The sequence below is a fragment of the Palleronia salina genome, assembly GCF_900141995.1.
Taxonomy (GTDB): domain Bacteria; phylum Pseudomonadota; class Alphaproteobacteria; order Rhodobacterales; family Rhodobacteraceae; genus Palleronia; species Palleronia salina.
Genome location: NZ_FQZA01000003.1, coordinates 343,241 through 368,110 on the forward strand (window position 1 = coordinate 343,241; position 24,870 = coordinate 368,110).

Annotated in this window: 22 protein-coding genes; 14 read left to right on the forward strand and 8 right to left on the reverse strand. The window is 68.4% G+C overall.

All coding sequences use genetic code 11. From position 1 onward, the window contains the following. Positions 1-20 precede the first annotated feature (20 nt). Together BUB76_RS07010 and BUB76_RS07015 are read left to right on the forward strand one after the other, a co-directional pair. Complete coding sequence (locus BUB76_RS07010) at positions 21-266, forward strand: accessory factor UbiK family protein (protein WP_073128034.1); 246 nt, start codon at positions 21-23, stop codon at positions 264-266. A gap of 25 nt (positions 267-291) precedes the next feature. Then, positions 292-1,092 carry an endonuclease/exonuclease/phosphatase family protein gene (locus tag BUB76_RS07015; RefSeq protein WP_073128035.1) on the forward strand — a complete coding sequence of 267 codons (801 nt, stop codon included), beginning with the start codon at positions 292-294 and terminating at the stop codon, positions 1,090-1,092. Here the strand turns inward: BUB76_RS07015 and BUB76_RS07020 are convergent. Together BUB76_RS07020 and BUB76_RS07025 are read right to left on the reverse strand one after the other, a co-directional pair. Beyond that, positions 1,087-2,283 (reverse strand): pyridoxal phosphate-dependent aminotransferase, encoded by a 1,197-nt coding sequence (locus BUB76_RS07020; RefSeq protein ID WP_073128036.1) that lies wholly within the window; start codon positions 2,281-2,283, stop codon positions 1,087-1,089. The genes BUB76_RS07015 and BUB76_RS07020 overlap by 6 nt on opposite strands. Further along, positions 2,283-3,026: an SDR family NAD(P)-dependent oxidoreductase gene (locus BUB76_RS07025; RefSeq protein WP_073128037.1), complete on the reverse strand. Its 744-nt coding sequence runs from the start codon at positions 3,024-3,026 to the stop codon at positions 2,283-2,285. The genes BUB76_RS07020 and BUB76_RS07025 overlap by 1 nt, the downstream gene beginning before the upstream one ends. 112 nt (positions 3,027-3,138) lie before the next feature. Between BUB76_RS07025 and BUB76_RS07030 the strand changes: the two genes are divergently transcribed. Beyond that, entirely contained in the window at positions 3,139-3,375 is a 237-nt protein-coding gene (locus BUB76_RS07030; protein WP_073128038.1) for an Lrp/AsnC ligand binding domain-containing protein, read from the forward strand. A 211-nt stretch (positions 3,376-3,586) separates the two neighbouring features. Here BUB76_RS07030 and BUB76_RS07035 read toward each other — a convergent pair whose 3' ends face one another. The 4 genes from BUB76_RS07035 to BUB76_RS07050 all read right to left on the reverse strand — a co-directional run bounded on the left by BUB76_RS07035 (position 3,587) and on the right by BUB76_RS07050 (position 9,179). After that, the gene (locus BUB76_RS07035) at positions 3,587-4,927 is read right to left on the reverse strand and encodes an aspartate aminotransferase family protein (RefSeq protein ID WP_073128039.1); all 1,341 of its coding nucleotides are present in this window, start codon (positions 4,925-4,927) and stop codon (positions 3,587-3,589) included. After that, on the reverse strand, positions 4,911-5,333 hold the full coding sequence (locus BUB76_RS07040) for a universal stress protein (RefSeq protein ID WP_073128040.1): 423 nt from the start codon (positions 5,331-5,333) through the stop codon (positions 4,911-4,913). Before BUB76_RS07040 ends, BUB76_RS07035 begins: the two co-directional genes overlap by 17 nt. A gap of 13 nt (positions 5,334-5,346) precedes the next feature. Further along, entirely contained in the window at positions 5,347-7,989 is a 2,643-nt protein-coding gene (locus BUB76_RS07045) for a TRAP transporter permease (protein ID WP_073128041.1), read from the reverse strand. A gap of 227 nt (positions 7,990-8,216) precedes the next feature. Beyond that, on the reverse strand, positions 8,217-9,179 hold the full coding sequence (locus BUB76_RS07050; protein WP_073128042.1) for a TAXI family TRAP transporter solute-binding subunit: 963 nt from the start codon (positions 9,177-9,179) through the stop codon (positions 8,217-8,219). A 264-nt stretch (positions 9,180-9,443) separates the two neighbouring features. On the opposite strand from BUB76_RS07050, the gene BUB76_RS07055 reads away from it, so the two are divergent. The 5 genes from BUB76_RS07055 (at position 9,444) to BUB76_RS07075 (ending at position 15,212) form a co-directional block, all read left to right on the forward strand. Next, a complete protein-coding gene (locus BUB76_RS07055) occupies positions 9,444-10,442 on the forward strand; it encodes a calcium-binding protein (RefSeq protein ID WP_073128043.1) in 999 nt (332 codons plus the stop codon). A gap of 121 nt (positions 10,443-10,563) precedes the next feature. Further along, the gene (locus tag BUB76_RS07060; protein WP_073128044.1) at positions 10,564-11,202 is read left to right on the forward strand and encodes a paraquat-inducible protein A; all 639 of its coding nucleotides are present in this window, start codon (positions 10,564-10,566) and stop codon (positions 11,200-11,202) included. Beyond that, positions 11,169-11,807 carry a paraquat-inducible protein A gene (locus BUB76_RS07065; protein WP_073128045.1) on the forward strand — a complete coding sequence of 213 codons (639 nt, stop codon included), beginning with the start codon at positions 11,169-11,171 and terminating at the stop codon, positions 11,805-11,807. Before BUB76_RS07060 ends, BUB76_RS07065 begins: the two co-directional genes overlap by 34 nt. Next, entirely contained in the window at positions 11,804-14,659 is a 2,856-nt protein-coding gene (locus BUB76_RS07070) for a PqiB family protein (RefSeq protein ID WP_073128046.1), read from the forward strand. The genes BUB76_RS07065 and BUB76_RS07070 overlap by 4 nt, the downstream gene beginning before the upstream one ends. A gap of 1 nt (position 14,660) precedes the next feature. Beyond that, a complete protein-coding gene (locus tag BUB76_RS07075) occupies positions 14,661-15,212 on the forward strand; it encodes a PqiC family protein (RefSeq protein WP_073128047.1) in 552 nt (183 codons plus the stop codon). A 32-nt stretch (positions 15,213-15,244) separates the two neighbouring features. Here the strand turns inward: BUB76_RS07075 and BUB76_RS07080 are convergent, their stop codons facing one another. Further along, positions 15,245-16,603: an ABC1 kinase family protein gene (locus BUB76_RS07080; protein WP_073128048.1), complete on the reverse strand. Its 1,359-nt coding sequence runs from the start codon at positions 16,601-16,603 to the stop codon at positions 15,245-15,247. Between the two features lie 82 nt (positions 16,604-16,685). Here BUB76_RS07080 and BUB76_RS07085 point away from each other — a divergent pair, with 82 nt between their 5' ends. The 5 genes from BUB76_RS07085 to BUB76_RS07105 all read left to right on the forward strand — a co-directional run bounded on the left by BUB76_RS07085 (position 16,686) and on the right by BUB76_RS07105 (position 22,849). Then, complete coding sequence (locus tag BUB76_RS07085; RefSeq protein ID WP_073128049.1) at positions 16,686-17,966, forward strand: NAD(P)/FAD-dependent oxidoreductase; 1,281 nt, start codon at positions 16,686-16,688, stop codon at positions 17,964-17,966. Between the two features lie 95 nt (positions 17,967-18,061). Continuing rightward, positions 18,062-19,432, forward strand: coding sequence for an NAD(P)-dependent oxidoreductase (locus BUB76_RS07090; RefSeq protein ID WP_073128050.1), 1,371 nt, complete (start codon positions 18,062-18,064; stop codon positions 19,430-19,432). Further along, entirely contained in the window at positions 19,425-20,213 is a 789-nt protein-coding gene (locus BUB76_RS07095; RefSeq protein WP_073128051.1) for an Fpg/Nei family DNA glycosylase, read from the forward strand. The genes BUB76_RS07090 and BUB76_RS07095 overlap by 8 nt, the downstream gene beginning before the upstream one ends. Positions 20,214-20,269: 56 nt before the next feature. Further along, positions 20,270-21,571: an NAD-dependent dihydropyrimidine dehydrogenase subunit PreA gene (preA, locus tag BUB76_RS07100; protein WP_073128052.1), complete on the forward strand. Its 1,302-nt coding sequence runs from the start codon at positions 20,270-20,272 to the stop codon at positions 21,569-21,571. A gap of 3 nt (positions 21,572-21,574) precedes the next feature. Then, complete coding sequence (locus tag BUB76_RS07105) at positions 21,575-22,849, forward strand: glycerate kinase type-2 family protein (protein ID WP_073128053.1); 1,275 nt, start codon at positions 21,575-21,577, stop codon at positions 22,847-22,849. Here BUB76_RS07105 and BUB76_RS07110 read toward each other — a convergent pair. Further along, entirely contained in the window at positions 22,846-23,448 is a 603-nt protein-coding gene (locus BUB76_RS07110; protein WP_073128054.1) for a TetR family transcriptional regulator C-terminal domain-containing protein, read from the reverse strand. The genes BUB76_RS07105 and BUB76_RS07110 overlap by 4 nt on opposite strands. A gap of 148 nt (positions 23,449-23,596) precedes the next feature. On the opposite strand from BUB76_RS07110, the gene BUB76_RS07115 reads away from it, so the two are divergent. Then, positions 23,597-24,853: a Zn-dependent hydrolase gene (locus BUB76_RS07115; RefSeq protein ID WP_073128055.1), complete on the forward strand. Its 1,257-nt coding sequence runs from the start codon at positions 23,597-23,599 to the stop codon at positions 24,851-24,853. Positions 24,854-24,870 lie beyond the last annotated feature (17 nt).

Below are 24,870 nucleotides of genomic sequence, written 5' to 3' on the forward strand. Positions count from 1 at the left end.
CACGCGAAAGGACCGCCGCCATGCAAACCCGCTCGAAGATGTTCGATGACCTCAGCCAGCTGATGACCAACGCCATGGGCGTGGCCCAGGGCGCAAGGGACGAGGCCGAGACAGCCATGAAAGGCATGATCGACCGTTGGCTGGCCGATCGCGACTTCGTGACGCGCGAGGAGTTCGACGCCGTGCGCGCCATGGCCCAGAAGGCCCGCGAAGAGAACGCCGCGCTGAAGGCTCGGCTCGACGCGATGGAAGGCAAGGGCGACTGAGCCTTTCGCGGGACCGTTCCGGCCGATGCGCATCACTTGTCTCAATGGCTGGGGCGGCACGCTGCATGACCACCTCCTGCCGTGGCTGGCGGACGCGCCGCCCGATATCCTGTGCCTGCAGGAGGTCGTGCATTCCCCCGACACTGAGGCCGACTGGCTGACCTACCGGGACGGCGATCACGTCCTGCCGCAGCGCGCGAATTTCTTTCGCGACGTATGCGCGGCCATGCCGGACCACCAGGCCGTCTTCTGCCCCGCCGCGCGCGGCGTGCTGTGGCAGGGCGAGACGGCGATCCCGTCGTTCTGGGGGTTGGCCACGTTTGTGCACCGGGCGCGGCCCATCATCGGGCAGGTTCAGGGGTTCGTTCACAAGGACTATGCGCACGACGGCTACGGCGAGCATCCCCGCTCGCGCAGCGCCCACGGCGTGCGGGTCCATGATGCCGATCTCGGCCGGTCCGTGAGCGTCGTGCATATGCACGGCCTGCGCGATCTCGCCGGCAAGATGGACACGCCCGAACGCGCGGCGCAGGCGGCGCGGCTGCGGGACATGTCGCGCCAGATGTCACGTCCGGGCGACCTGCGCGTGGTCTGCGGGGATTTCAACGTTCTGCCGGACAGCGAAACACTGGAGATCCTGCGCGCCGACGGCCTGACAGAGCTGGTGACGGCGGGCGGCCATGACGGCACCCGGACCTCGCATTATACGAAGCCCGGGAAATTCGCCGATTACATGCTGGTCGATGATCCCGATGCCGTGCGCCGGTTCGACGTGGTCCGCGCGCCCGAGGTGTCGGACCACTGCCCGCTGGAACTTGAGCTATGAGCGGTCGGCCAGCAGCGTCCCGATCCGCTCGATCGCCCGTTCGATGTTCTCCATCGAGTTCGCATAGCTGAAGCGCAGGTAGCCCTCGCCATGGGCGCCGAACGACGTGCCCGCCACGGTCGCCACATGCGCGTCGGACAGGAACACGTCCTGCGCCTGCCGCGCCGACTGGCCCGTGCCCTCGATATTCGGGAAGGCATAGAAGGCCCCGCCCGGATCGGCGCAGCGCATGCCCGGCACGGCGTTCAGCAATTCCACGATGCGCGTCCGGCGGCGGTCGAACTGGGCCACCATGTCCCGCACCGCGTCCTGCGGCCCCTTGAGCGCGGCGATCCCCGCGTGCTGGGTGGCCGCGTTCACGCAGGAGTGGTCGTTGATGCACAGCCGTGTGACGTGATCGACCATGCTGTCGGGCCAGATCGCGAAGCCCAGCCGCCAGCCGGTCATGGCGTATGTCTTGGACCAGCCGTCCAGCAGGATCAGCCGGTCCCGGATCTCGGGGTAGCTCAGAAGCGAGACATGCGCCCGCCCGCCATACAGCATCTGCGAATAGATCTCGTCGGACATCAGCGCCACGTGCGGGTGGTCCTGCAGGCCCGCGACCAGCTTGTCGATCTCGGCCTTCGGCGTGACGCCGCCCGTGGGATTGGCGGGCGAGTTGATGATGATCAGCCGCGTGCGCTCGGTGATCTGGCCCAGCACCGTGTCGGCGTCGAAGGCGAAGCCGTTCTCTTCCTTCAGGGCGACGGGGACGGGTGTCGCGCCGGTGTAGTTGATGACGCTCTCGTAGATCGGGAAGCCCGGGTTGGGATACAGGATCTCGACCCCTGGGCGTCCGAACATGAGACAGGCGAAGAACATGGTCGGCTTGCCGCCCGGCTGGACCACCACGCTGTCGGGATGCACCGCCGTGTCGCCGCCCAGCCTGTGCCGCGCCTCGAGATCCGCCGCCACCGCCTCGCGCAGGGCGGGCAGGCCGTTGGCGGGCGTGTAGCCGTGGGCGCCGTCCGCCAGCGCCTTGCGGCCCGCCTCGACGATATGGTCGGGCGTGCGAAAATCGGGCTGCCCGATGCCAAGATTGATGACATCGTGCCCCTCGGCCTGCATGCGCGCGGCGCGGGCCAGCACCTCGAACGCGGATTCGGTGCCCAGCCGCGACAGCGACGGGGCGAAATCGGGCTGGAACGTCATCAGTAGGTGGCCCGCCCGCCCGACAGGTCGAACGCCGCCCCGGTGGTGAAGCTGTTCTCGCGCGAGCACAGGAAGCCGATCATCTGCGCCGCCTCGGGCAGTTCCAGGAACCGGCCGCGCGGGATCTTCGACAGCATGTAGTCGATATGCTCCTGGCTCATCTGGTCGAAGATGCGGGTGCGCGCGGCGGCTGGCGTCACGCAGTTCACGGCGATGTCCATGTCGGCCAGCTCCTTGCCCAGCGACTTGGTCAGCCCGATCACGCCGGCCTTCGACGAGGAATAGGCGCTGGCGTTGGGGTTGCCTTCCTTCCCGGCGATGGAGGCGATGTTGACGATCCGCCCGTAGCCCGCCTTGCGCATCCCCGGCACCACGGCCCGGTTCACGTGGAAGGTGCCCATCAGGTTCACGTTCACGATGCGCTGGAACTCGGCGACATCGTAATCGGCCAGCGGCGAATTGCTGCCCGCGATCCCGGCCGAGTTCACGCAGATCGACACCGCGCCCAGCGCGTTCTCGGTCGCGGCCATGGCCTCCGACACGCTGTCCCAGTCGGCCACGTCCGCGCCGAAGCCTTCGCAGCCGTCCATGCTGCGGGCGACCTCGGCCACCAGGTCGGCGTCGCGGTCCCACAGGGCGACCTTCGCGCCGGCGCCCGACAGGACCTGCGCCACGGCAAGCCCGATCCCCTGCGCGCCGCCCGTCACGACCGCTGTCTGTCCCTCGAAATCGAATGTCATCATCTGGTGCCTCCTTTTGGTATACCAAATACCATTCCGCGGGCGCATGGAAGGGGGCTGGTCACCCCGGCGCGCGAATGGTCAAATGCCGCGACAAGGGAAAAGGAGCCAACCGATGCAGTGCGTCTTCGTCCAGATCCGGTGCCGGCCCGGTACGGCCTACAAGGTCGCGGAAGAAATCGTCCTGCGCGAATTGCAGTCCGAGCTCTACTCGACCTCGGGCGATTTCGACCTGCTGCTGAAGCTCTACATCCCCAAGGGCCAGGACGTGGGCAAGTACATCAACGATCACCTGCTGGATATCGACGGGATCGAGCGGACGCTGACGACGCTGACCTTCCGGGCCTTCTGATCCGGCGGCGCCTCACCGCGCCGCCCCCGTCTCGGCTCCTGCCCGACCGACGAGGCGCAAATCCACATCACTGGTCTGCAAATACTCACGGCGCACCGTTGGCAGGCAGAACGCCGCCCGAAACGGCGCGGCGGTCGCTTTCATCACGGGTCGTCGAATACCTCTGCGGACCGTCCGCATGCCTGCGTGCAAGCCCGGCGCGGGGCGGCGATCAGGCCGCGGCGATGGCGGTGTCGATGGCGCGGCCCAGCTTGTCGGTCAGCTCGTCGATCTGGTCGTCATTGATGATGAAGGGCGGGGCCAGCAGGATGTGGTCGCCTGATTTGCCATCGACCGTGCCACCCGCGGGATAGCAGATCAGGCCTTCGGCCATGGCGGCCTTCTTGACCTTCACGTTGATCTTGCGGCTCGGCTCGAACGGGGCCTTGGTCTCGCGGTTCTCGACCAGTTCGACCCCGCGGAAGAGGCCGCGACCGCGGATATCGCCCACATGGGGATGCTGGCCGAACCGCGCCTGCAGCGCCTGGACCAGCCGGTCGCCCTTGCCGGGAACGCCTGCGACCAGCCCGTCATCCACCAGCCGCTCCAGCACCGCGCCCCCCGCGGCGGCGGCCAGCGGGTGGCCGTGATAGGTGTGGCCGTGCTGGAAACTGCCCGAGCCGTCGGCGATGGCGCGATAGATGCGTTCGGAGGCCAGCATCGCGCCGATGGGTGCGTAGCCCGCGCCCAGGCCCTTGGCGATGGTCACGATATCGGGGGCGATGCCGTCCTGCTCGCAGGCGAACAGGCTGCCCGTCCGCCCCATTCCGCACATCACCTCGTCAAGGATCAGCAGGATGCCGTGGGCGTCGCAGATCTCGCGTATGCGCTGGAAATAACCGGGTGCGGGATCGACCGCCCCTGCCGTGGCGCCTACCACGGGCTCGGCGATGAAGGCCATGACGCTGTCGGGACCCAGCCGCTGGATCTCGGCCTCGAGCTCGTTCGCGGCGCGCTGGCCATAGGCCTCCAGGCTCTCGTCCGCGTGCTTTTCGCGGTAGGCGAAGCAGGGCGCGATGTGGCTGACCTCGATGAGCAGGGGCGCGTATTTCTCGCGCCGCCAGGCGTTGCCGCCGGCCGCCAGCGCGCCCAGCGTGTTGCCGTGATAGCTCTGCCGCCGGGCGATGACGCGGTGGCGGCCCGGCTGGCCGATTTCCAGGAAGTACTGGCGTGCGAGCTTCAGCGCGGCCTCGACCGCCTCGGATCCGCCGGCCAGCAGGTAGGCGCGGGCTATGTCGCCCGGCGCGTTGTCGATCAGCTTGCGGGCCAGCCGCTCGGCCGGCTCGGAGGTGAAGAACCCGGTATGGGCGAAGGCCAGCTTGTCCAGCTGCCCGTGGATGGCCGCGCGCACCTTCTCGTCCGAATGGCCCAGGCACGAAACCGCCGCGCCGCCGGACCCGTCCAGGTATTGCCGCCCGTCGGTGTCGTAGAGGTAGACGCCCTCGCCGTGGCTGGCCGTGGACAGCGTGGCGGAGGAGCGGCCGAAGACCGCGCTGTCAGCCCCGGACGACATAGACCGACTTCTTCGAGTGGCGCACGACCCGGGCCGCGTTGGGGCCCAGCAGATACTCGGTCATGTGATGCGGCGGCGTGCCCATGACGATCGTGTCCACGTCCAGGTTCTCGCCCGCCTTGATGATCTCCTCGTAGATCCGGCCGTGCACCACGTGGGGGTTCACGTCCTGCTCGGACGGAATGTTGGCGTTGACCCACTTGGTCAGGTCCTCGCCGATCTCGTGCAGAGCCTGCTCCATGAAGCTGTCGGAGAAATAACCGCCCACCATCGACGAGCCGAAGTTCGGGATGACCGTGACGACATGCAGCGTACCGCCCTTCGCCATCTCAAGCGCCTTGGGCAGCGCGTGTTCCCACGAGGGGGACGAGGACAGGTCGACGGGCAGCAGGATGGTCTGTGACATGGATGTATCCCTCTCAGAAGGCGGGTTTGGTCTGGCGGCGGCGTTGCAACACGATCACCAGGCCCAGCACAAGCAAGGCGGGGATGTAGAAGATCTGCGCCGGCATCCGGTCACGCGGGGCCAGCACCTGGCTGATGCGCACGGGGTCGTCGGCATAGAAATCGAAATTGCTCAGCTGCTCCTGGACGCTGGTGCCGAACATCGGCTCTTCCAGCGCGCCCTCGGTCTCGCCCGGGCGCAGCATCAGGCCCGTTTCCTGAACGCGGGTCGAGGGGTCGCCCTCGGCCACGTCGATGGGCAGCGTGGTCTCGGTCATGTTGCCGGTGTTGAAGTCCGGCCCCGAGATCCTGACCCGGATCCGAGATCCCGGCTCGGCATCGGCCAGCGCCTGTTCGAACTGCGCGGGCGGGATGTCGGCGAAGCGCGGGCTCACCTGGTTCAGCCAGAAGTTCGGCACGAAGAAGGTGAAGGCCACCAGCAGAAGCAGGATCGATTCGAAGATCTTGGACTTGGCCAGGAAATAGCCCTGCGTCGCGGCAGCGAACAGCAGCATGGCGAAGGTCGCGACGATGAAGACGAACACCGCCTGCAGGATGCCCGCCGTCGTGCCCAGGTCGACGCCGTAAAGGATCAGCGTCGGGTTGTAGATGAACAGGAAGGGCAGGGCGACGGTCCGCAGGCTGTAGAAGAACGCGGTGAAGCCGGTCTTGATCGGGTCGCCCCCCGACACCGCGGCGGCCGCGAAACTGGCCAGGCCCACAGGTGGCGTCACGTCGGCCATGATGCCGAAGTAGAACACGAAGAGGTGCGCGGCGATCAGCGGCACGATCAGGCCTTCCTGCGCGCCGAGGCTGACGACGACGCCCGCCATGAGCGAGCTGACCACGATGTAGTTCGCGGTCGTCGGCAGGCCCATGCCCAGCACCAGGCTGAAGAGGCCGACGAGCACCAGCATGATGATCAGCACGCCGCCCGACAGCTGTTCGACCAGCGCGGCCAGTTCGGTGCCGATGGGGGTCTTCGTCACGGTCGCCACGATGATACCGGCGGCGGCGGTCGCGACGCCGATGCCGATCATGTTGCGCGCGCCGGCGATCAGGCCATCGATCAGGTCATAGAACCCTTCGGAGGTTGCGACCGCGACGGACTCGCCCTTGCGGAACATGGCCTTCAGCGGTTTCTGCGTGATGATGATGAACAGCATCAGCGCGGTCGCGTAGAAAGCCGACTTGGCCGGGCTTTGCTGTTCGACCATCAGGAACCAGACGAGGACCAGGATGGGCAGCACGTAGTGAAGGCCGGTCTTCCAGACATCGGCAACCTTGGGCAGCGTGATCTCGCCGCCCTTCTCTTCAAGCGTTTCGGGGTCGAGGTCGGTCTGACGCGCGGCCACCCACACCAGGTAGAGATAGACGACGCCGAGCCCGATCATGGCGATGGGCGCGACCAGCGACGGCACCACGGCGTTCAGCCCGTTCAGCAGATAGATCAGGGCGGTGAAGCCCGCGCCGAAGATCGCGAAGCCGATGGCGAAGTTCAGGGCCATGCGCAACAGCGAGGCGCCTTCGCCCAGCGATTTCATGTCCTTTTTCAGGGCTTCGAGGTGCACGATGTAGACCAGCGCGATGTACGAGATCACGGCAGGAATGAAGGCGTGCTTGATGACCTGCACGTAGGAAATGCCGATGAATTCCACCATCAGGAAGGCCGCGGCGCCCATGACCGGGGGCATGATCTGGCCGTTCACCGACGATGCCACCTCGACCGAGCCGGCCTGTTCGCTGGTGAAACCAACCCGCTTCATCAGGGGAATCGTGAACGTGCCGGTGGTCACCACGTTGGCGATGGACGAGCCCGAGATCAGGCCGGTCATGGCCGATCCGACGACCGCCGCCTTGGCCGGTCCGCCGCGCAGGTGGCCGAGCCCCGCGAAGGCAAGCTGGATGAAGTAGTTGCCGGCGCCGGCCTTGTCGAGCAGCGAGCCGAACAGCACGAAGAGGAACACGAAGGCCGTCGAAACGCCCAGCGGGATGCCGAAGACACCCGCCGTATCCAGCCATTGCGCGTTGATGAGCGCGGTGAAGGACAGGCCCTCATGCGCGATGAGATCGGGGATCAGCCAGCCCTCGCCGAAATAGGCGTAGGCCAGGAAGATCGCGCCGACGATGGTCAGCGCGGGGCCCAGGGCGCGGCGCGACGCTTCGAGCAGCAGGACGATACCGATGGAGCCGATGATGACCTGCGTCTGCGTCGGCAGGCCCGAGCGTGCGGTTTCGGCCAGGTAGTCGGCGAACCAGAACACGTAGAGCGCACAGGCCGTCGCCACGATGCCGAGCACCCAGTCAGCCAGCGGCACGCGGTCGCGCGGGCTGGACTTGAAAGCGGGGTAGCAGAGATAGGCGAGGATCAGTGCAAAGGCCAGGTGGATCGGCCGCGTCTGCGACGAGTTCAGGACCGTGACCCAGCTGAACCCGCCGAACCACAGCTGCGGCTGCGCGATCCAGAGCTGGAACAGCGACCAGGCCAGCGACAGCCCCCCGATCAGAAGCGCGACGCCCTTGGCATTGGGCGTGCGCGCGCCCGCATCCGACGAGGCGACGAGATCTTGGAGTTCCTCGTCCGTGAACTGGCGGTCACTGCTCTGCTGATCGGCCATGTGTGGTCCCTCTTTCCCTGTCTCGCGCCTTCGTTCTGGGCGCGACTCGTTAAGCTTAACGTCAAAAGATGTGACCGGAAGGGGGAAAAAGGACCGCAAAACAAGGCTCACAGGGAAGACGCGGGTGTTTTTGCGCCGGTGCCCGCTAATTGGGCGCCTCTCCGGAACGCGAAAGGGGGCGACCGAAGTCGCCCCCTTGCAGGAAGTGTCGAAGGTCGCGGCGCGCCTTACTCGGCCAGACCGGCTTCCTCGTAGTAGCGCGCGGCACCCGGGTGGATGGGCGCCGACAGGCCGTCATTGGCCATCTGCTGGGGCTCGAGGTTGGCGAAAGCCGGGTGCAGGCTGCGGAACTGGTCGATGTTCTCGAACACCGCCTTCACGACCTCGTAGACCACGTCTTCGCTGACCGCGTCCGAGGTGACGAAGGTCGCGCCGACGCCGAAGGTTTGCGTGTCCTCGTCATTGCCGCGATACATGCCGCCGGGGATGGTGGCCACGCGGTAGTAGCCGTTTTCCTCGACCAGCTTCTCGACCTCGGGGCCGGACACTTCGACCAGGACCGAGTCACAAGCGGTGGTGGCTTCCTGGATCGAGCCGGACGGGTGGCCGACCGAGTAGACCATCGCGTCGATGTTGTTATCGCACAGCGCCTGGCTCTGCTCGGCGGCCTGGAGCTCGGAGGCGAGAGCGAAGTCGTCGGTCGTCCAGCCCTTCTCGGCCATCAAGCGCTCCATCAGCGCGCGCTGGCCCGAGCCGGGGTTGCCGATGTTGACGCGCTTGCCTTCCAGGTCGTCGAAGGTCTCGATGCCGGCGCCGGCACGGGCGACGACGGTAAAGGGCTCGGGGTGGACCGAGAACACCGCGCGCAGGCCCTCGAAGGCCTCTTCGAACTGGCCTTCGCCGTTATAGCTCTGGCTCTGCACGTCCGACTGGGCGACGCCGAATTCCAGTTCGCCCTGGCGGATGGCGTTCACGTTGAAGACCGAACCGCCGGTCGATTCGACCGAGCAGCGGATGCCGTGGTCGGCGCGGCCGCGGTTCACCAGCCGGCAGATCGCGCCGCCGGTGGGATAGTAGACGCCGGTCACACCGCCGGTGCCGATGGTGATGAACGTCTCTTCCTGCGCGGCCACGGGGCCGGCCAGGCCGACGGTCAGGGCGGCGATGGCAGCTGTTCTGAGATAGGACATGGTGTCTCCCTGTTTCGCTTACTTCTTTTTCAGGGGGCCCGCCTTCTGGCGCGCCCCGATACCCTTAAGGATGGCAGAGTTTTCCCGGTGGGCAAGTCCTTGGTTTCGGCCGCCGCCCGGAGCGCGCCGCGGGGCCGACAGCGCCGACATGGCTATTGTTGCCAAACCGGCGCCTAGCGTTTCCGAGTCCGACGCCGAATTTTCTTGACGTGGATCGAGACTTGCCCGCTAGGATAAGTCGTTGATCCGTGGGGGATTTCTGAAATGATTGGCTTCGTTTTCGCCGCCGGGCTGCTGGCGGTGCTGGGTTTTGCGATTTTCGACGACGATGATGATTCGGAGCCGCGGGATGCGGACCTGGAGCTGGAGGGCACGAACGGTGCGGATACCCTCCAGGGGGGCGCGGGGAATGACTTGCTGCTCGGGCTCGACGGCAATGACCGCATCGACGCGGATGCGGGGGCCGACACGGTCGAGGGCGGCCCCGGCGACGACAGGCTTTTCGGCGGACCGGGCAACGACCGGATCGACGGCGGCGAGGGCTGGGACCGGATCGACGGGGGACAGGGCAACGACCTGCTGGTCCCGGGCGCGCCGACGCCGCCCGAAGCCCCGTTCGGCACCGATGAAAACGGTGACCTGATCGTCCCCAATCCGCCCTTCGACTACATCACCGGCGGCCCGGGCGACGACACCATCGCCGGGATCGAAGGGGAGTTCTTCGCCGCGAACGGCGATGCAGGCGACGACCGCATCACCGGGTCGACCGACGGAGACCTGCTGGTCGGCGGTGCCGGCGCCGACTTCATCAACGGCGCGCAGGGCGACGACTACCTTTACGGCGGCGACCTTGCCTTGCCGCTGGACCAGGGCGGCGGGTCCGAGTTCGTCGAGGACATGGCCCCCGACACCCTTCAGGGCGGACGCGGCGATGACCTGCTGCTTCTGCAAGGCGGTGACACCGGTACAGGCGGCCTGGGCCTGGATGTCTTCGCCATGGCCGAAAGCGGCGAGGATGTGGCGCCCGGCGCGCAGATCACGGTCACCGACTTTACCCTGGGCGAGGATTTCCTGCTGCTGTTCTTCCCGCCCGGCGCCGAGGCCGAGAACAGCCTGGAAACCTATATCGACGCCCAGCGCCTGACCGAGGCCGGCGTCGAGATCGACCTGGGCTCGGGCGCGACGCTGGTGCTGCAAGGTGTGGCGCAGCGGCTGGGTCTCGGCGACATTGCCGTCGTCGAACAGGACGAAGTCGCCCTTTGAGCGACGGCCACCCGCGCAGGATGGTGATCGCTGCGCGGGTGGCCTTTCGGCAGGTGCCGGTTATAACGTCCGGAACTGGCAGCCAATATGCTGCCATTCGCCCGACTGGACCCGTTGACCCATGCCGCACCACCGGACCGATGACCTGGACGAGCTGATCGCCTGCCCGGTCTGTGACGCGCTCTACCACGCACGCATGCCCGAAACGGGCGAGCGGGTGACCTGCTCGCGGTGCCACCACGTGCTGATCGCGCCGAAGGAAGGGGCGTTCCTCCGGGTCATCGCGCTGGCCCTGACGGTGATGATCCTGATGCTGGGCGCGACCTTCTTTCCGTTCCTGTCGATCGACGCGCAGGGCTTTTCCAACGCGGCGTCGGTTTTCGACTCGGCCCTGGCCTTCACGGATGGCGGCTGGATGGTGGCGCTGTCCTTCGCCACCGCCGCGCTGATCGTGCTGATCCCGGTGCTGCGGGCCGCGCTGGTGATCTACGTGCTGGGGCCGCTGGCCTTCGGGCGCAAGCCGTGGCCCGGTGCCCGCGCCGCGTTCCGCTGGTCCGAGGACCTGCGCCCGTGGTCCATGGCAGAGATCTTCGTCATCGGGGTCGCCGTGGCGCTGGTGAAGGTCAGCGACCTTGCCCGCGTGGATTACGGACCGGCCTTCTTCATGTTCGCGGCGCTGGTGGTGGTGATCGTGCTGCAGGACGGATCGATGTGCAGATGGACCATATGGAAGACGCTGGAAGACAAGAAAAGCTCGTAAGCGCCCGGCGCGCGGGGCTGGTCGCCTGCACCCGCTGCACCCGCGTCTGGCCCGCCGGCACCGATGTCTGCGGCCGGTGCGGCAGCGACTTAAGGTCGCGCGACTACCGATCGCTCCAGCGGGTCTGGGCGTGGCTGACGGTGGGCATCATCTGCTACATCCCCGCCAACCTCTACCCGATGCTGCGCACGCGCGTGCTGTTCACCGAGACCGAGTCGACCATCGTCGAGGGCGCGCTGGACCTTGCGCTGCACGGCGCGGTGGGCATCGCGCTCATCATTTTCATCGCGTCGGTGATGATCCCGGTCGGCAAGTTCATCGCCATCGGCTGGCTGGCCTACTCGGTCGCCAAGCCCCTGACGATGGAGCCGCATCGCCGCCACAAGTTGTATGAATTCGTCGAATTCATCGGCCGCTGGTCCATGATAGACGTCTTCGTTGTTGCCATTCTGTCGGCCTTGGTACAGCTAAATGTAGCGGCAGCCATCAATCCCGGCCCTGCCGCCTTCACCTTCGCGCTGTCGGTGATCTTCACGATGCTGGCCGCCCAGAGTTTCGACGCCCGGATGATCTGGGACACCGACGAGGATCCCCGCGCCAGATGAGTGACAGCAATTCACCCGGGTCGCCGGGCGCGGCCGAGCCCGAAATGCGTCGCGCGAAGCGGTCGATCCTGAACCGTGTCTCCATCGTCTGGCTGGTGCCGATCCTGGCATTGATCGTGTCGCTGCTGGTGGTCTGGCAGAACGTCAACGACCGGGGCCCCCTGATCGAGGTCGTCTTCGAGGATGCATCGGGCATCAGCACGGACGAGACCGAAGTGCGCTATCGCGACGTGGCGGTGGGCGTGGTCGAGGCGCTGGATTTCACCGAGGACCTGCAACAGGTTGTGGCCCAGATCCGCATGGACAAGGAAATCGCCGCGTACCTGGACGAGGATGCCGAGTTCTGGGTGGTCAAGCCCGAGGTCTCGGCGCGTGGTGTGTCGGGGCTCGATACCGTTCTGAGCGGTGTCTACATCGAGGCCAGCTGGGACAGCGATATCGGCGCGCCGCAGTCCCGCTTCGATGGCCGTCCGCAGGCGCCGCTGGCGCCTTACGGCCGCGAGGGCGTGTCGTTCCAGCTGCGGGGCCAGTCGGTCGAGGGCCTGTCGGAGGGCACCGAGATCTACTACCGCGGCATCGCGGTGGGTCAGATCGCCAACCTGCGTCTGAGCGAGGATGGCGCGTCGGTCATCGCCGATGCGTTCGTGCAGGCGCCGCAGTCACGCCTGATCTCGACCGCCACGCGGTTCTGGGACACCTCGGGCTTCACCTTCAGTTTCGGCGCGCAGGGCGCGCAGCTGAGCGTGTCCTCCCTCGCTTCGCTGGTCTCGGGCGGGATCAGCTTCGACACGCCCGTCTCGGGCGGCGAGCCGGTGACCGACGATACGGTCTTCCGCCTGTTCGGCGACGAGGAAACCGCCCGCAGCTCGGTCTTTTCCGACAGTTCGGACGGCGAGCCGGTGAACCTGTCCATCGTGTTCGAGGAAAGCGTGCCGGGGCTGGAGCAGGGCGCGGACGTGGATTTCGGCGGCATCGTCGTCGGCTCGGTCACCGCGCTGACGGGCCTCGTGGACGAGGCGCGGTTCGGCGACCGCGACATCCGGCTGCTGACGACGATCGAGATCCGGCCCGGCAAGCTGGGGTTGGAAGGCGGCGCGACCGAGGACGACGTCTACGACTTCTTCGATTTCGCCGTGGCGCGCGGGCTGCGGGCGCAGCTGCAATCGGCCTCGATCCTGGGCGGTTTGCAGATCGCGCTGGTCGAAACCCAGTCGCTGACCGACGCCGAGCTCGACTTCGATGCCGAGCCCTATCCGCAGATTCCGTCGATCGCGCCCGACCTGTCGGATTTCACCGACACGGCGCAGGGCGTGTTCAACCGGATCAACGCGCTGCCCATCGAAGAGCTTCTGGACAACGCCAATTCCCTCATGTCGTCGGTCACCCGGCTCGTGAACGAGGATGGCGTGCAGGAAACCCCGGACGAGATCCTGCGCATCCTGGCCGCCGTGCGGGGGCTGATCTCGTCGGAGGGGATCCAGTCGATCCCGAACCAGGCGAACGAGCTGATGCTCACCCTGAACGAGACCGCCACCGACCTGCGTGGTGTCGTGGCCGAGCTTCAGGCCGCCGGCGCGGTCGAGCAACTGACCGAGGCGCTGGCCGCGGCCGAGGAAGCCGCCGACGCGGTCGTGGTCGCGACCGCCGATTTCCCGCAACTGGTCCAGAGCGCGGATGGCGTCGCGCAGGAGGTCCAGTCCCTGGTGGTGTCGGTGAACGAGCTGCCGCTGGACGTGGCGGTGAACAACGTGAACGACCTGATCGCGCGGATCGATACACTGATCGCGGGCGCCGAGGTGCAGGCGCTGCCGGGCGAGGTGAACGATACGCTCGCCGTCCTGCGCGACACGCTCACCCAGGTCGAGGAAAGCGGGCTTCTGCCCCAGGCGACCCAGACCCTGGCCACCGCCGAGGGTGCGCTCACCGACCTGACCGCCGATCTGCAGTCCGCGCTGGCCGAGGCCGAGCGTGCGGCCGCGGCCGTGACCGAGGCCACCGCCGACCTGCCGCAGGTCCTGTCCACGGCCGACACCGCGGCCGCCGAGGTGGCGGCCCTGGTGCGCAGCGTGAACGAGATGCCCCTGGGCGACGTGGTCGCCAATGCCGAAAGCCTGGTGGGCCGGATCGACACGCTGGTCGCCGGCGCCGAGGTGCAGGCGCTCCCGGGCGAGGTGAACGACACGCTGTTCGTCCTGCGCGACACGCTGGCCCAGATCGAGGAGTCGGGGCTGCTCGAACAGGCCACCCGGACGCTCGCCACCGCCGAGACATCGGTCACCGACCTGACCCTGCAATTGCAGGAGGTCCTGACCGAGGCGCAACGCGCCGCCACCTCGGTCGCCAACGCCACGGACCAGACGCCTGAGCTGATCGACCGGGCCAACCGCATCGCCGAGGACCTGGAAACGCTGTCCTCCGAGGCGGCGACCATCCCGGTGCAGGAGCTTTCGGCGCAGGTGTCCGAGCTGGTCGCCTCGGCCAACACGCTGGTGTCCAGCGACGATACCCAGCGGCTGCCGGGCGCCCTGGCCGATGCCCTGAACGAGGTGCAGCGCGTGCTGATCACCATCCAGGACGGCGGGCTGATCGAGAACGCGAACCAGACCATGGCCTCGGCCGAGCAGGCCGCCGACGCGATCCGCCGCGCCGCCGACCAGCTGCCCGCGCTGCTGACCACCACGTCGCGCCTGCTGGTGCAGTCGGGCGAGGTTCTGCAGGGCTACGAGGCCAATGGCCAGCTGGGCTCGCAGGCCCGCGCCACCCTGCGCGAAGTGCAGGAAGCGGCCCAGTCCATCGACTCGCTCGCCCGCCAGATCGAACGTTCCCCCAACTCGCTGCTGTTTGGACGCTGACATGACCCGTATCGCCCTTGCCCTCGTCCTGACGCTCGCCGCCTGCGGTGGCACGCCGCTGCGCTACGAGCTGCCGCCTGTGCCCGAGACCGACCGCATCGCGGTGTCTTCGGGATCGGTCGAGGTGCGCGACGTGTCGCTGCCCACCTACGCCAGCCAGGAGGTGATCTTCGTCGAGGACGAGACCGGCGCGCTGGTCAGCGACGACAACCTGCTTTGGGCGGACGACCCCGAGCGGGCCTTCACCGAGGGACTCGCGCTGGGCCTGGCCCGGCTGACCCGCGCCCGCGTCGCGGCCGAGCCCTGGCCGTTCTACGAGCCGCCCGCTGCCCGGGTCGAGGTGCGCTTTTCGCGCGCGCTGGCGGGCGCGGACGGCCAGTTCCGCATCGCGGGGCAGTATTTCGTGGCCTCGCCCGACGGTACCCGCCGCGACACCGCGCGCCGCTTCGATCTGTCGGCGCCCTACGCCGCGGCCAATGCCACGGCCATCGCCGCCGCCAAGGCCCGGGTCATCGACGACCTGGCCCGGATGATCGCGCGCGACGGGCTCTAGGGCTCCGACCCGCTTCATCTTTCCAGAAATACCTAAAGGGGCGGCTTCCCGGCCCGCCGGTCCTGCGCCTGGCGGAACCGCTCGACGATCGGCCGAAGGGCCACGTTGGCCCCCAGCCGCGCGGCCAGCAGGTAGGTGCCGGCCACCTTGCGCTGCACGAACAGGGTTTCGGTGGGCGGCACGTGCCAGAAATCGCGCTCGGCGCCGATGGACATGCCCTTGCGCCGCAGCCGGCCCAGCAGGTCCGAACCGGCGAAATCGTGGGGCCGGTCGCTCAGCACCGGCTCCAATGCCGTCTCGAACATGTCGAGGATGGTCTCGCGGTGGCGCGTGGGATCATCCGCGCCGAAGATGCCCACCGCCTGCATGGCCGTGCTCTCGGCGGCACGGTCGCGGGCGAAACCGGCCTCCATCAGCGCGCGGTACGCGGCGACCAACGCGGGCGACAGCGCCCGCGTCGCCCCGAAATCGAGCAGCACGATCCGGCCGGTGTCGGGCTGCCAGCGGTAATTGGCGAAGTTCGGATCGGTCTGCATGTAGCCGAGGTCGAACAGTTCGCGCAGAACCAGCGCGATCAGTCGCGCGGCGATCGTGTCGCGCGTCTCCTGCGGTCCCGTCTCGACCGCGTCGAGCGGCTGGCTTTCGATGTAGTCCATCGCCAGGATGTCGCGCGTGGACAGGTCCGGTTGCAAACGGGGCACGACGAACTCCGGATCGTCGCCCAGCAGCCCGTGGATCCGCTCCAGCGCCTCGGCCTCGCGGATGTAATCCGCCTCTTCGTGCAGCTGCCGTCGCGCGTCGTCCAGCAGCCCCGAGAGATCCATCTGTCGCGGCACCACGCCCGGCATCCGCATGAGCCCGCCGATATTGCGCACGTCGCTGTCGATGGAGCCGCGCACGCCGGGATACTGCACCTTGATCGCCAGGTCGCGCCCGTCTTTCGTCTGCGCGCGGTGCACCTGCCCGATGCTGGCCGCCGCGATGGGCCGTACGTCGAAACGGCGGAACCGCTTCTGCCAGTCTGACCCCCAATTTTCCTCCAGCACCCGGCGTAGCTGTTTCGGCGGCATCGGGTCCGCGTCGGCGCGCAGCCGGGCGAAGATCGCGGCCAGCTCGGGCGGCAGCAGGTCCGCCGTCTCCATCGAGATGAGCTGCCCCACCTTCATCGCCGCGCCGCGCATGCGCGACAGCTCGTCCGTCAGGGCCTTGGCGTTCGCGGGCGTCATCAACAGGTCGTTCAGCCGGGGGCGCCGCCCGCGCGCCACCTGTCCCGCGCCCGAGGCCAGCGCCCGGCCCGCCATGCCACCGGACATGCGGCCCATGCCGAACAGGCGCGATAGCCGGTCGGCGGGCACGGCGCGCCCGGTATTGCCGTTGAAATCCTCGGACATAGGGTCTCCTGTGGTCTGGCACTGATCTATCCCGGACCACGCGGCCCGCCAGCCGCAAACGGTCGCAGCCCCGGAGCCCGCCATGCCGCCCGACACTCTCTGGCACGACAGCAGCGCCGAACCCGCGCCGGGCACGTCGTTGCAAACCGATATGCGCGTCGACCTGGCGGTGATCGGCGGCGGTTTCACCGGCTGTTCCGCCGCGCTCGAGGCCGCGGGGCAGGGCGCATCGGTCGCCCTGTTCGAGGCGGGCGAGATCGGCGACGGCGGATCGGGCCGCAACGTGGGGCTGGTGAACGCGGGGCTCTGGCTGCCGCCCGACGCCATCGCCCAGGCCATCGGCGCGGAGGAGGCCGGACGGCTGGTCGACCTGCTGGCGGGCGCGCCGGACCGGGTGTTCGACCTGATCGACCGCCACGGCATCGACTGCGCGGCGCTGCGGGCGGGGACGCTTCATTGCGCCCACGCGCCCGGGGCATTGAACGGCCTGCGCGACCGGCTGGCGCAAGGAAACCGTCTAGGGGCCCCGCTGCGGCTGCTGGATTCGGACGAGACCGCCCGGCGCACCGGCGCGACCGGCCTTGCCGGGGCGCTGTTCGATCCGCGGGCGGGCACGATCCAGCCGCTGGCCTACGCCCGCGGCCTGGCGCGCGCAGCGGCCGCCGCCGGGGCGAAGATCCACGTGCAAAGCCCGGTGCGCCGCATCATCCGCCATGGGGAGGATTGGCGGCTCGAGGTTGGCGGACACACCGTCACCGCGCGGGCGGTCCTTCTGGCCACCAACGCCTATCACCGAGACCTGAGCGGGCCGGTGCGCCCGCGCTTCGTCACGGTGGGCTACTCGCAATTCGCCACCGACCCGCTGCCCGGGGACTTGCGGGAACGGATCCTGCCCGGGGGCGAGGGCTGCTGGGACACCGCGCGGGTGATGAGCAGTTTCCGGGTGGACGGAGCGGGCCGGCTGATCCTCGGCGGTATCGGCGACCTGTCTCTGCCCGGCGGACGCATTCACCGGGCCTGGGCGCGCCGCAAGCTCGCCGCGCTGTTCCCCGAGGCGGCCCACCTGCCCTTCGCCCATGCGTGGTCGGGGCGCATCGCGATGACCGGCGACCACGTTCCGAAGATCGTGGCGTTCGGGCAGGACGCGCTGGCCGTGTTCGGCTACTCCGGCCGGGGCATCGGGCCCGGAACCGCGTTCGGCACGCTGGCCGCGCGGGCCCTGCTCGCCCGTGATCCCGCCCACCTGCCGTTGACGCCGGTGCCCTCGCACGACGAACCGTTCGCGCGCGGCCGGGCCGCCGCGTTCGAGCTGGGGGCCGGCGCCGTGCACGCGACGACGATGCTGCGGCGGGGGCGGGGCTAGCGAAGGGGCCGTTCACATCCTGCCCAAAATTTACCGTTTGATAAAAAATTTTTTCGTGCAAAGCTCGATCCCGAACCAGCCGTTGAGGAGCGCGCATGTCCAACCCCCTGACCCCCGGTATCGCCGCAGGCCGCCTGTCCGCCGACGAGATCGCCGAGAACTTCGCCGACCTGCACGCGCCGCTGGACATGCACGAGGCGCGCGTCGCCGCCGACCGGTGCTATTTCTGCTACGACGCGCCCTGCGTCACCGCGTGCCCGACCGAGATCGACATCCCGCTGTTCATCCGCCAGATCGCCAACGGCCAGCCCGAAAGCGCGGGGCGCACCATCCTGAACCAGAACATTCTTGGTGGCATGTGCGCGCGGGTCTGCCCGACCGAGGACCTGTGCGAAGGCGCCTGCGTGCGCGAGGCGGCCGAGGGCAAGCCGGTGCAGATCGGCCGGCTTCAGCGCCACGCCACCGACAGCGTGATGGCGCGGCAGGGCCACCCCTTCGACCGTGCGCCCGCGACGGGCAAGCGCGTGGCGGTGGTCGGCGCGGGGCCTGCGGGCTTGGCCTGCGCGCACCGGCTGGCCATGCGCGGCCATGATATCGTGCTTTACGATGCCAAGGACAAGCCCGGCGGGCTTAACGAGTTCGGGATCGCCGCCTACAAGTCCACCGACGATTTCGCCGCGCGCGAAGTCGACTGGCTGTGCCAGATCGGCGGGATCGAGCTGAAGCCCGGCCACGCGCTGGGCCGCGACATCACGCTGGACGGTTTGAAGGCCGAGTTCGACGCCGTCTTCGTGGGCGTGGGCCTTGGCGGGGTGAACGACCTCGACGCGCCGGGGGCCGAGCGCGACGGTGTGCAGGACGCGGTGGGCTTCATCGCCGCGCTGCGCCAGGCCGACGACTTGACCAAGCTGCCCGTGGGCCGCAACGTGGTCGTGATCGGCGGCGGCATGACGGCGGTGGACGCCTCCGTGCAGTCCAAGCTGCTGGGCGCCGAGAACGTGACCATCGCCTATCGTCGCGGCAAGGACCGCATGGGCGCCTCGGAATTCGAGCAGGACCTGGCCACGTCGAAGGGCGTGCGCATCATCTGCAACGCGCAGCCGGTGGCGATCCATGGCAACGGCGCGGCCGCCGAGATCGAGTTGGAATACACCGCCGACGACGGATCGGGCCTCAAGGGCACGGGCGAGACGCTGCGCCTGCCCGCCGACCAGGTGTTCAAGGCCATCGGCCAGACGCTGACCTTCGAGGGCCTCGCGCTCGACGGCCGCAAGATCGCCGTGACCGGCGCCGGCCGCACCTCGGTCGAAGGCGTCTGGGCGGGCGGCGACTGCACGCCGGGCGACGACCTGACCGTCGTGGCGGTGGCCGAGGGGCGCGATGCGGCCGAGGATATCCACGCGACGCTCATGGGCGTCGCCGCGCCCGAAACCGGCGCCGTGATCGGCGAAGCGGCGCGTGCCTGAACTTCCCGAGGTCGAGGCCGCGCGCCGCCGGATCGAACGCGGCGCGCTCAACCGCACGATCGAAGCGGTGACCTACGGCGACGACATCACGCATATGGACCTGCCCGACCGCGCGGCGCTGGACCGGTTCACGGGCACGCAATTCTCCACCGCCACGCGGCACGGCAAGTTCATCTTCGCGGGCACGCAGGGCGGGCCGTGGATGATGATCCACCTTGGCATGGCCGGATCGATCCGCGTCATGGACGCGGACGAGGTCGACGCCGACTACATCCGGCTGACGGTTGCGTTCGAGGGCGGCACCCGCCTGACCTTCCGCGATCCGCGCAAGTTCGGCGAGATCGTCGTGGTCGAGGATGTCGAGGATTACGTGGCCGAACGCGGGCTTGGCCCAGATGCGCTGACCATCGGCGACAACGCGTTCGCCGACGTGATCGGCGGCACGCGCGGGGCCGTGAAGTCCGCGCTGCTGGCGCAATCCAAGCTGGCCGGCGTCGGCAACCTCTGGGCGGACGAGTCGCTCTACCGCGCCGGAATCCTGCCCGACGCGCGGGCCTGCGACCTGGAGGCAGGCCGGATCGGGAAGCTGCATGGCGTCGTCGGCGACACGCTGAAGGCCGTCGTCGATACAGATGCCGTCTATTCGAAACTGCCCGCCGACTGGCTGATCCACCGCCGTGACGAGGGTGCCGATTGCGGGATCTGCGACGGCGCCATCGCGAAAACGAAGGTGGGCGGGCGCACGTCCTATTTCTGCCCGGACCACCAGACCGGGGCGTGATACTGCGCGGCCGGATCCCGGGGCGCGTCCTGAATTGATGAACGGGAGGGCCTGACATGGCTGATCTGACGACCGATTTCGTGGGCATCAAGAGCCCCAACCCCTTCTGGCTGGCCTCGGCCCCGCCCACCGACAAGGAATACAACGTCCGCCGCGCCTTCGAGGCCGGCTGGGGCGGCGTCGTGTGGAAGACGCTGGGCGCCGAGGGCCCGCCCGTGGTCAACGTGAACGGCCCGCGCTACGGCGCGATCTGGGGCGCGGACCGCAGGCTTCTGGGACTGAACAACATCGAGCTCATCACCGACCGCCCGCTCGAGGTGAACCTCGAGGAAATGGCGCGGGTGAAGTCGGACTATCCCGACCGCGCGCTGATCGCGTCGATCATGGTGCCCTGCGAGGAAAGCGCCTGGAAGGCGATCCTGCCGCGGGTAATGGAAACGGGCGCCGACGGGATCGAGCTGAACTTCGGCTGCCCCCACGGCATGGCCGAACGCGGCATGGGCAGCGCGGTGGGGCAGGTGCCCGAATACATCGAAATGGTCACCCGCTGGTGCAAGCAGTATTACGACCGCCCCGTGATCGTGAAGCTGACCCCCAACATCACCGACATCCGCAAGCCCGCCCAGGCGGCGAAGAACGGCGGTGCGGACGCGGTGAGCCTGATCAACACGATCAACTCGATCACCTCGGTCAATCTCGACACCATGTCGCCCGAGCCGTCCATCGACGGCAAGGGCAGCCATGGCGGCTATTGCGGCCCGGCGGTGAAGCCCATCGCCATGAACATGGTGGCCGAGATCGCCCGTGATCCCGAAACCCACGGCCTTCCGATCAGCGGCATCGGCGGGATCACCACCTGGCGCGACGCGGCCGAGTTCATGAGCCTCGGCGCGGGCAACGTGCAGGTCTGCACCGCCGCCATGACCTATGGCTTCCGCATCGTGGAAGAGATGAAGGCGGGCCTGTCGGCCTGGATGGACGAAAAGGGCTACGCCTCGGTCGCCGAGGTCGTGGGGCGCGCGGTGCCCAACGTCACCGACTGGCAGTACCTGAACCTGAACTACGTCACCAAGGCGCGGATCAGCCAGGACGACTGCATCAAGTGCGGCCGCTGCTTCGCCGCCTGCGAGGACACGTCCCACCAGGCCATCGCCATGTCGCCGGACCGGACCTTCACCGTGATCGACGAGGAATGCGTGGCCTGCAACCTGTGCGTGGATGTGTGCCCGGTCGAGAACTGCATCACCATGGAAGAGCTGCCCAAGGGCGCCGTCGACCCGCGCACAGGCAAGACCGTGGGCGACTATGCCAACTGGACGACGCACCCGAACAACCCCGCGGCGCAAGCGGCGGAGTGACGGGTGGATGACGCCGACCGCCGTCTGCTGACGGACCTGTTCGACGCGGCCGTCGCCGCGGCGGACCCCGCTCGCGCCATCGCGCGCGCCATGCCCGCGCCGCCCAAGGGGCGCACGGTCGTGGTGGGCTGCGGCAAGGGCGCGGCGCAGCTGGCCGCGGCGTTCGACGCGGCGTGGGAGGGGGACCTGACCGGCGTCGTCGTCACGCGTTATGGCTACGCGACCGACGCAGGCCGTATCCGGGTGATGGAGGCGTCGCACCCCGTGCCCGACGCGGCCGGGCTCGAGGCATCACGGGCGCTGATGGACGCGGTGTCGGGGCTTGGCCCGGACGACCTGGTGGTCGCGCTCATCTGCGGCGGGGGATCGGCCCTTCTGCCGCTGCCGCCCGAGGGGATGGATCTCGACGATGAACGCGCGCTGAACGAGGCGCTTCTGGCCTCGGGCGCGCCCATCGGCGTGATGAACGCCATCCGCAAGCACGCCAGCCGGATCAAGGGCGGACGCCTCGCCGCCGCCGCGCATCCGGCGCGGGTCGTATCACTGGTCGTGTCGGACGTGCCGGGCGATGATCCGGCCGAGGTCGCGTCGGGGCCCACGGTACCGTCGGCTGTCACGCTGGAAGAGACCCGCGCGCTGATCGAAAGCTACGGGATCGACCTGCCCGAGATCATCCGCGGCCACCTGGAAACCGACGCTGCCCGCGCGCCCGCGCCGGGCGACGACGTGTTCGCGGGAAACGAGGTCCACGTGGTCGCCTCGGCCAGCATCTCGCTCGAGGCCGCGGCGGCGCGGGCGCGCGAAGCGGGCTACGACGCCGTAATCCTGTCGGACGCGATCGAGGGCGAGGCGCGGGACGTTGGCCAGGTTCACGCCGCCATCGCGCGCGAGGTGGCCATGCGCGGGCGGCCCTTCTCCGCGCCGGTCGTGATCCTGTCGGGGGGCGAGACCACGGTCAGCCTGCGCGGCAAGGGGGGGCGCGGAGGGCGCAACACCGAGTTCCTGTTGTCCTTCGCGCGGGCCATCGACGGGCTGCCGGGCATCGCCGCGCTGGCCGCCGATACCGATGGTATCGACGGGTCCGAAGACAACGCTGGCGCCTTCGCGACCGGCGACACGGCGGCGGCCTTGCGTGCGGCTGGTGTCGATCCGGGCGGCGCGTTGGGGCGCAACGATGCCTGGGGTGCGTTCGAAGCTGTGGATGCGCTGTTCGTGCCCGGTCCCACCGGCACCAACGTGAACGACTTTCGCGCGATCCTCGTCCGCGCCGCCGACTAGGCGCCCGGCCGCAGCAGGCGGTCGAAGAGCTTCGTCAGGTGTGCCTCGGCCCCCCGCAGCGGGTCGTCGGTATCGAGCACCGCGCGCACCTGCACATCGAAATCGGCGTAGTGCTGGGTCAGTGCCCAGACCGACATGATGGTGTGATGCGGGTCCACCTGCGCCAGCCGCCCCTCGGCCACCCAGTCGGCGATCAGCGCGGCGGCGCCGTCGACGAGGTCGCGCAGGGTGCTGGCCAGCGTGTCGTCGATATGCGGCGCGCCAGACAGGATCTCGTTCGCGAACAGCCGGCTTTCGCGCGGGTAGTCGCGGCTCAGCGCCAGCTTGCGCCGAACGTAGTCCAGCATCTCGTCCAGAGGCTCGCCCGCCGGATCGATGTCGCGCAGCGGCTCGAGCCAAGCATCCATCAGCTGCAACAGAAGCGCGCGGTGGATCGCCTCTTTCGACTGGAAATAATAGAGCAGGTTGGGCTTCGACAGGCCCGCCTCGCCGGCGATCTGGTCCAGTGTTGCGCCGCGGAAGCCATAGCGCGAGAATACCTCGAGCCCGGCGTCGAGAATGGCGGCCCGGTTGCGGGACTGGATGCGCGTCTCAGGCATTTGCGGGACGGCCAAGCTTCGTGCGTCGCGGGCGCATTCCGCCGGTTTTTTGAGCAATTGCCGCCTGCATGGTCGCGATCCTTGACTGGTTCCGAACCTCTGTTAGCGTGCATTTTACCGATTGGTCAAATCATTGCGAGGACGCCCCATGCCCCCAGCCGCCCCCGGTGAAAACATGCGCATTAACGGCGACCGGCTGTGGGACAGCTTGATGGACATGGCGAAGATCGGACCCGGCGTCGCGGGCGGCAACAACCGCCAGACGCTGACCGATGACGATGCGCGGGGCCGCGCGCTGTTCCAGGCCTGGTGCGAGGATGCGGGCTGTACCATGGGCCTCGACCAGATGGGCAACATGTTCGCGCGGCGCGAGGGGACGGACCCCGACGCGCTGCCGGTCTACGTGGGCAGCCACCTCGACACCCAGCCCACCGGTGGCAAGTACGACGGCGTGCTGGGCGTGCTGGGCGGACTCGAGATCATCCGCAGCCTCAATGATCTGGGCGTGAAGACGAAACATCCGATCGTGGTGACGAACTTCACCAACGAGGAGGGCACCCGCTTCGCGCCCGCCATGCTCAGCTCGGGCGTCTTCGCCGGCATCCACGAGCAGGACTGGGCCTATGCGAGGACCGACGCCAAGGGCCTGAGCTTCGGCGACGAGCTGGAGCGGATCGGCTGGAAGGGCGCGGAAGAGGTCGGCGCCCGCAAGATGCACGCCTTCTTCGAGCTGCATATCGAGCAGGGCCCGATTCTCGAAGCCGAGGGCAAGGATATCGGCGTGGTCACGCACGGGCAGGGCCTGTGGTGGCTCCAGATCACGCTGACCGGCAAGGACAGCCACACCGGCTCGACCCCCATGAACATGCGCAAGAACGCCGGGCTCGGCATGGCGCGCATCCTCGAGCGCGTGCACGAGATCGCGATGGAGGCGCAGCCCGACGCCGTGGGCGCGGCGGGCCATATCGACGTCTACCCGAACTCACGCAACGTGATCCCCGGCAAGGTGGTCTTCACCGTGGATTTCCGCTCGCCCGACCAGGCCAAGCTCGACGGCATGAAGGCGCGGCTGGAAGAGGAAGGCCCGAAGATCGCCGAGGACCTGGGCCTGGGCTTCGAGATCGAGACCGCCGGCCATTTCGACCCCGTGACCTTCGACGAGGGCTGCGTGAAGGCGGTCCGCGACGCGGCCGAGCGGCTGGGCTATTCGCACCGCGACATCGTCTCGGGCGCGGGCCACGATGCCTGCTGGATCAACCGCGTGGCCCCCACCGCGATGGTCATGTGCCCCTGCGTCGACGGGCTGAGCCACAACGAGGCCGAGGAAATCACCAAGGACTGGGCCAAGGCCGGCGCCGACGTGCTGCTGCACGCGGTGGTCGAGACGGCCGTGGTCGAGGCGTAGGCGCAACCGCCCCCACG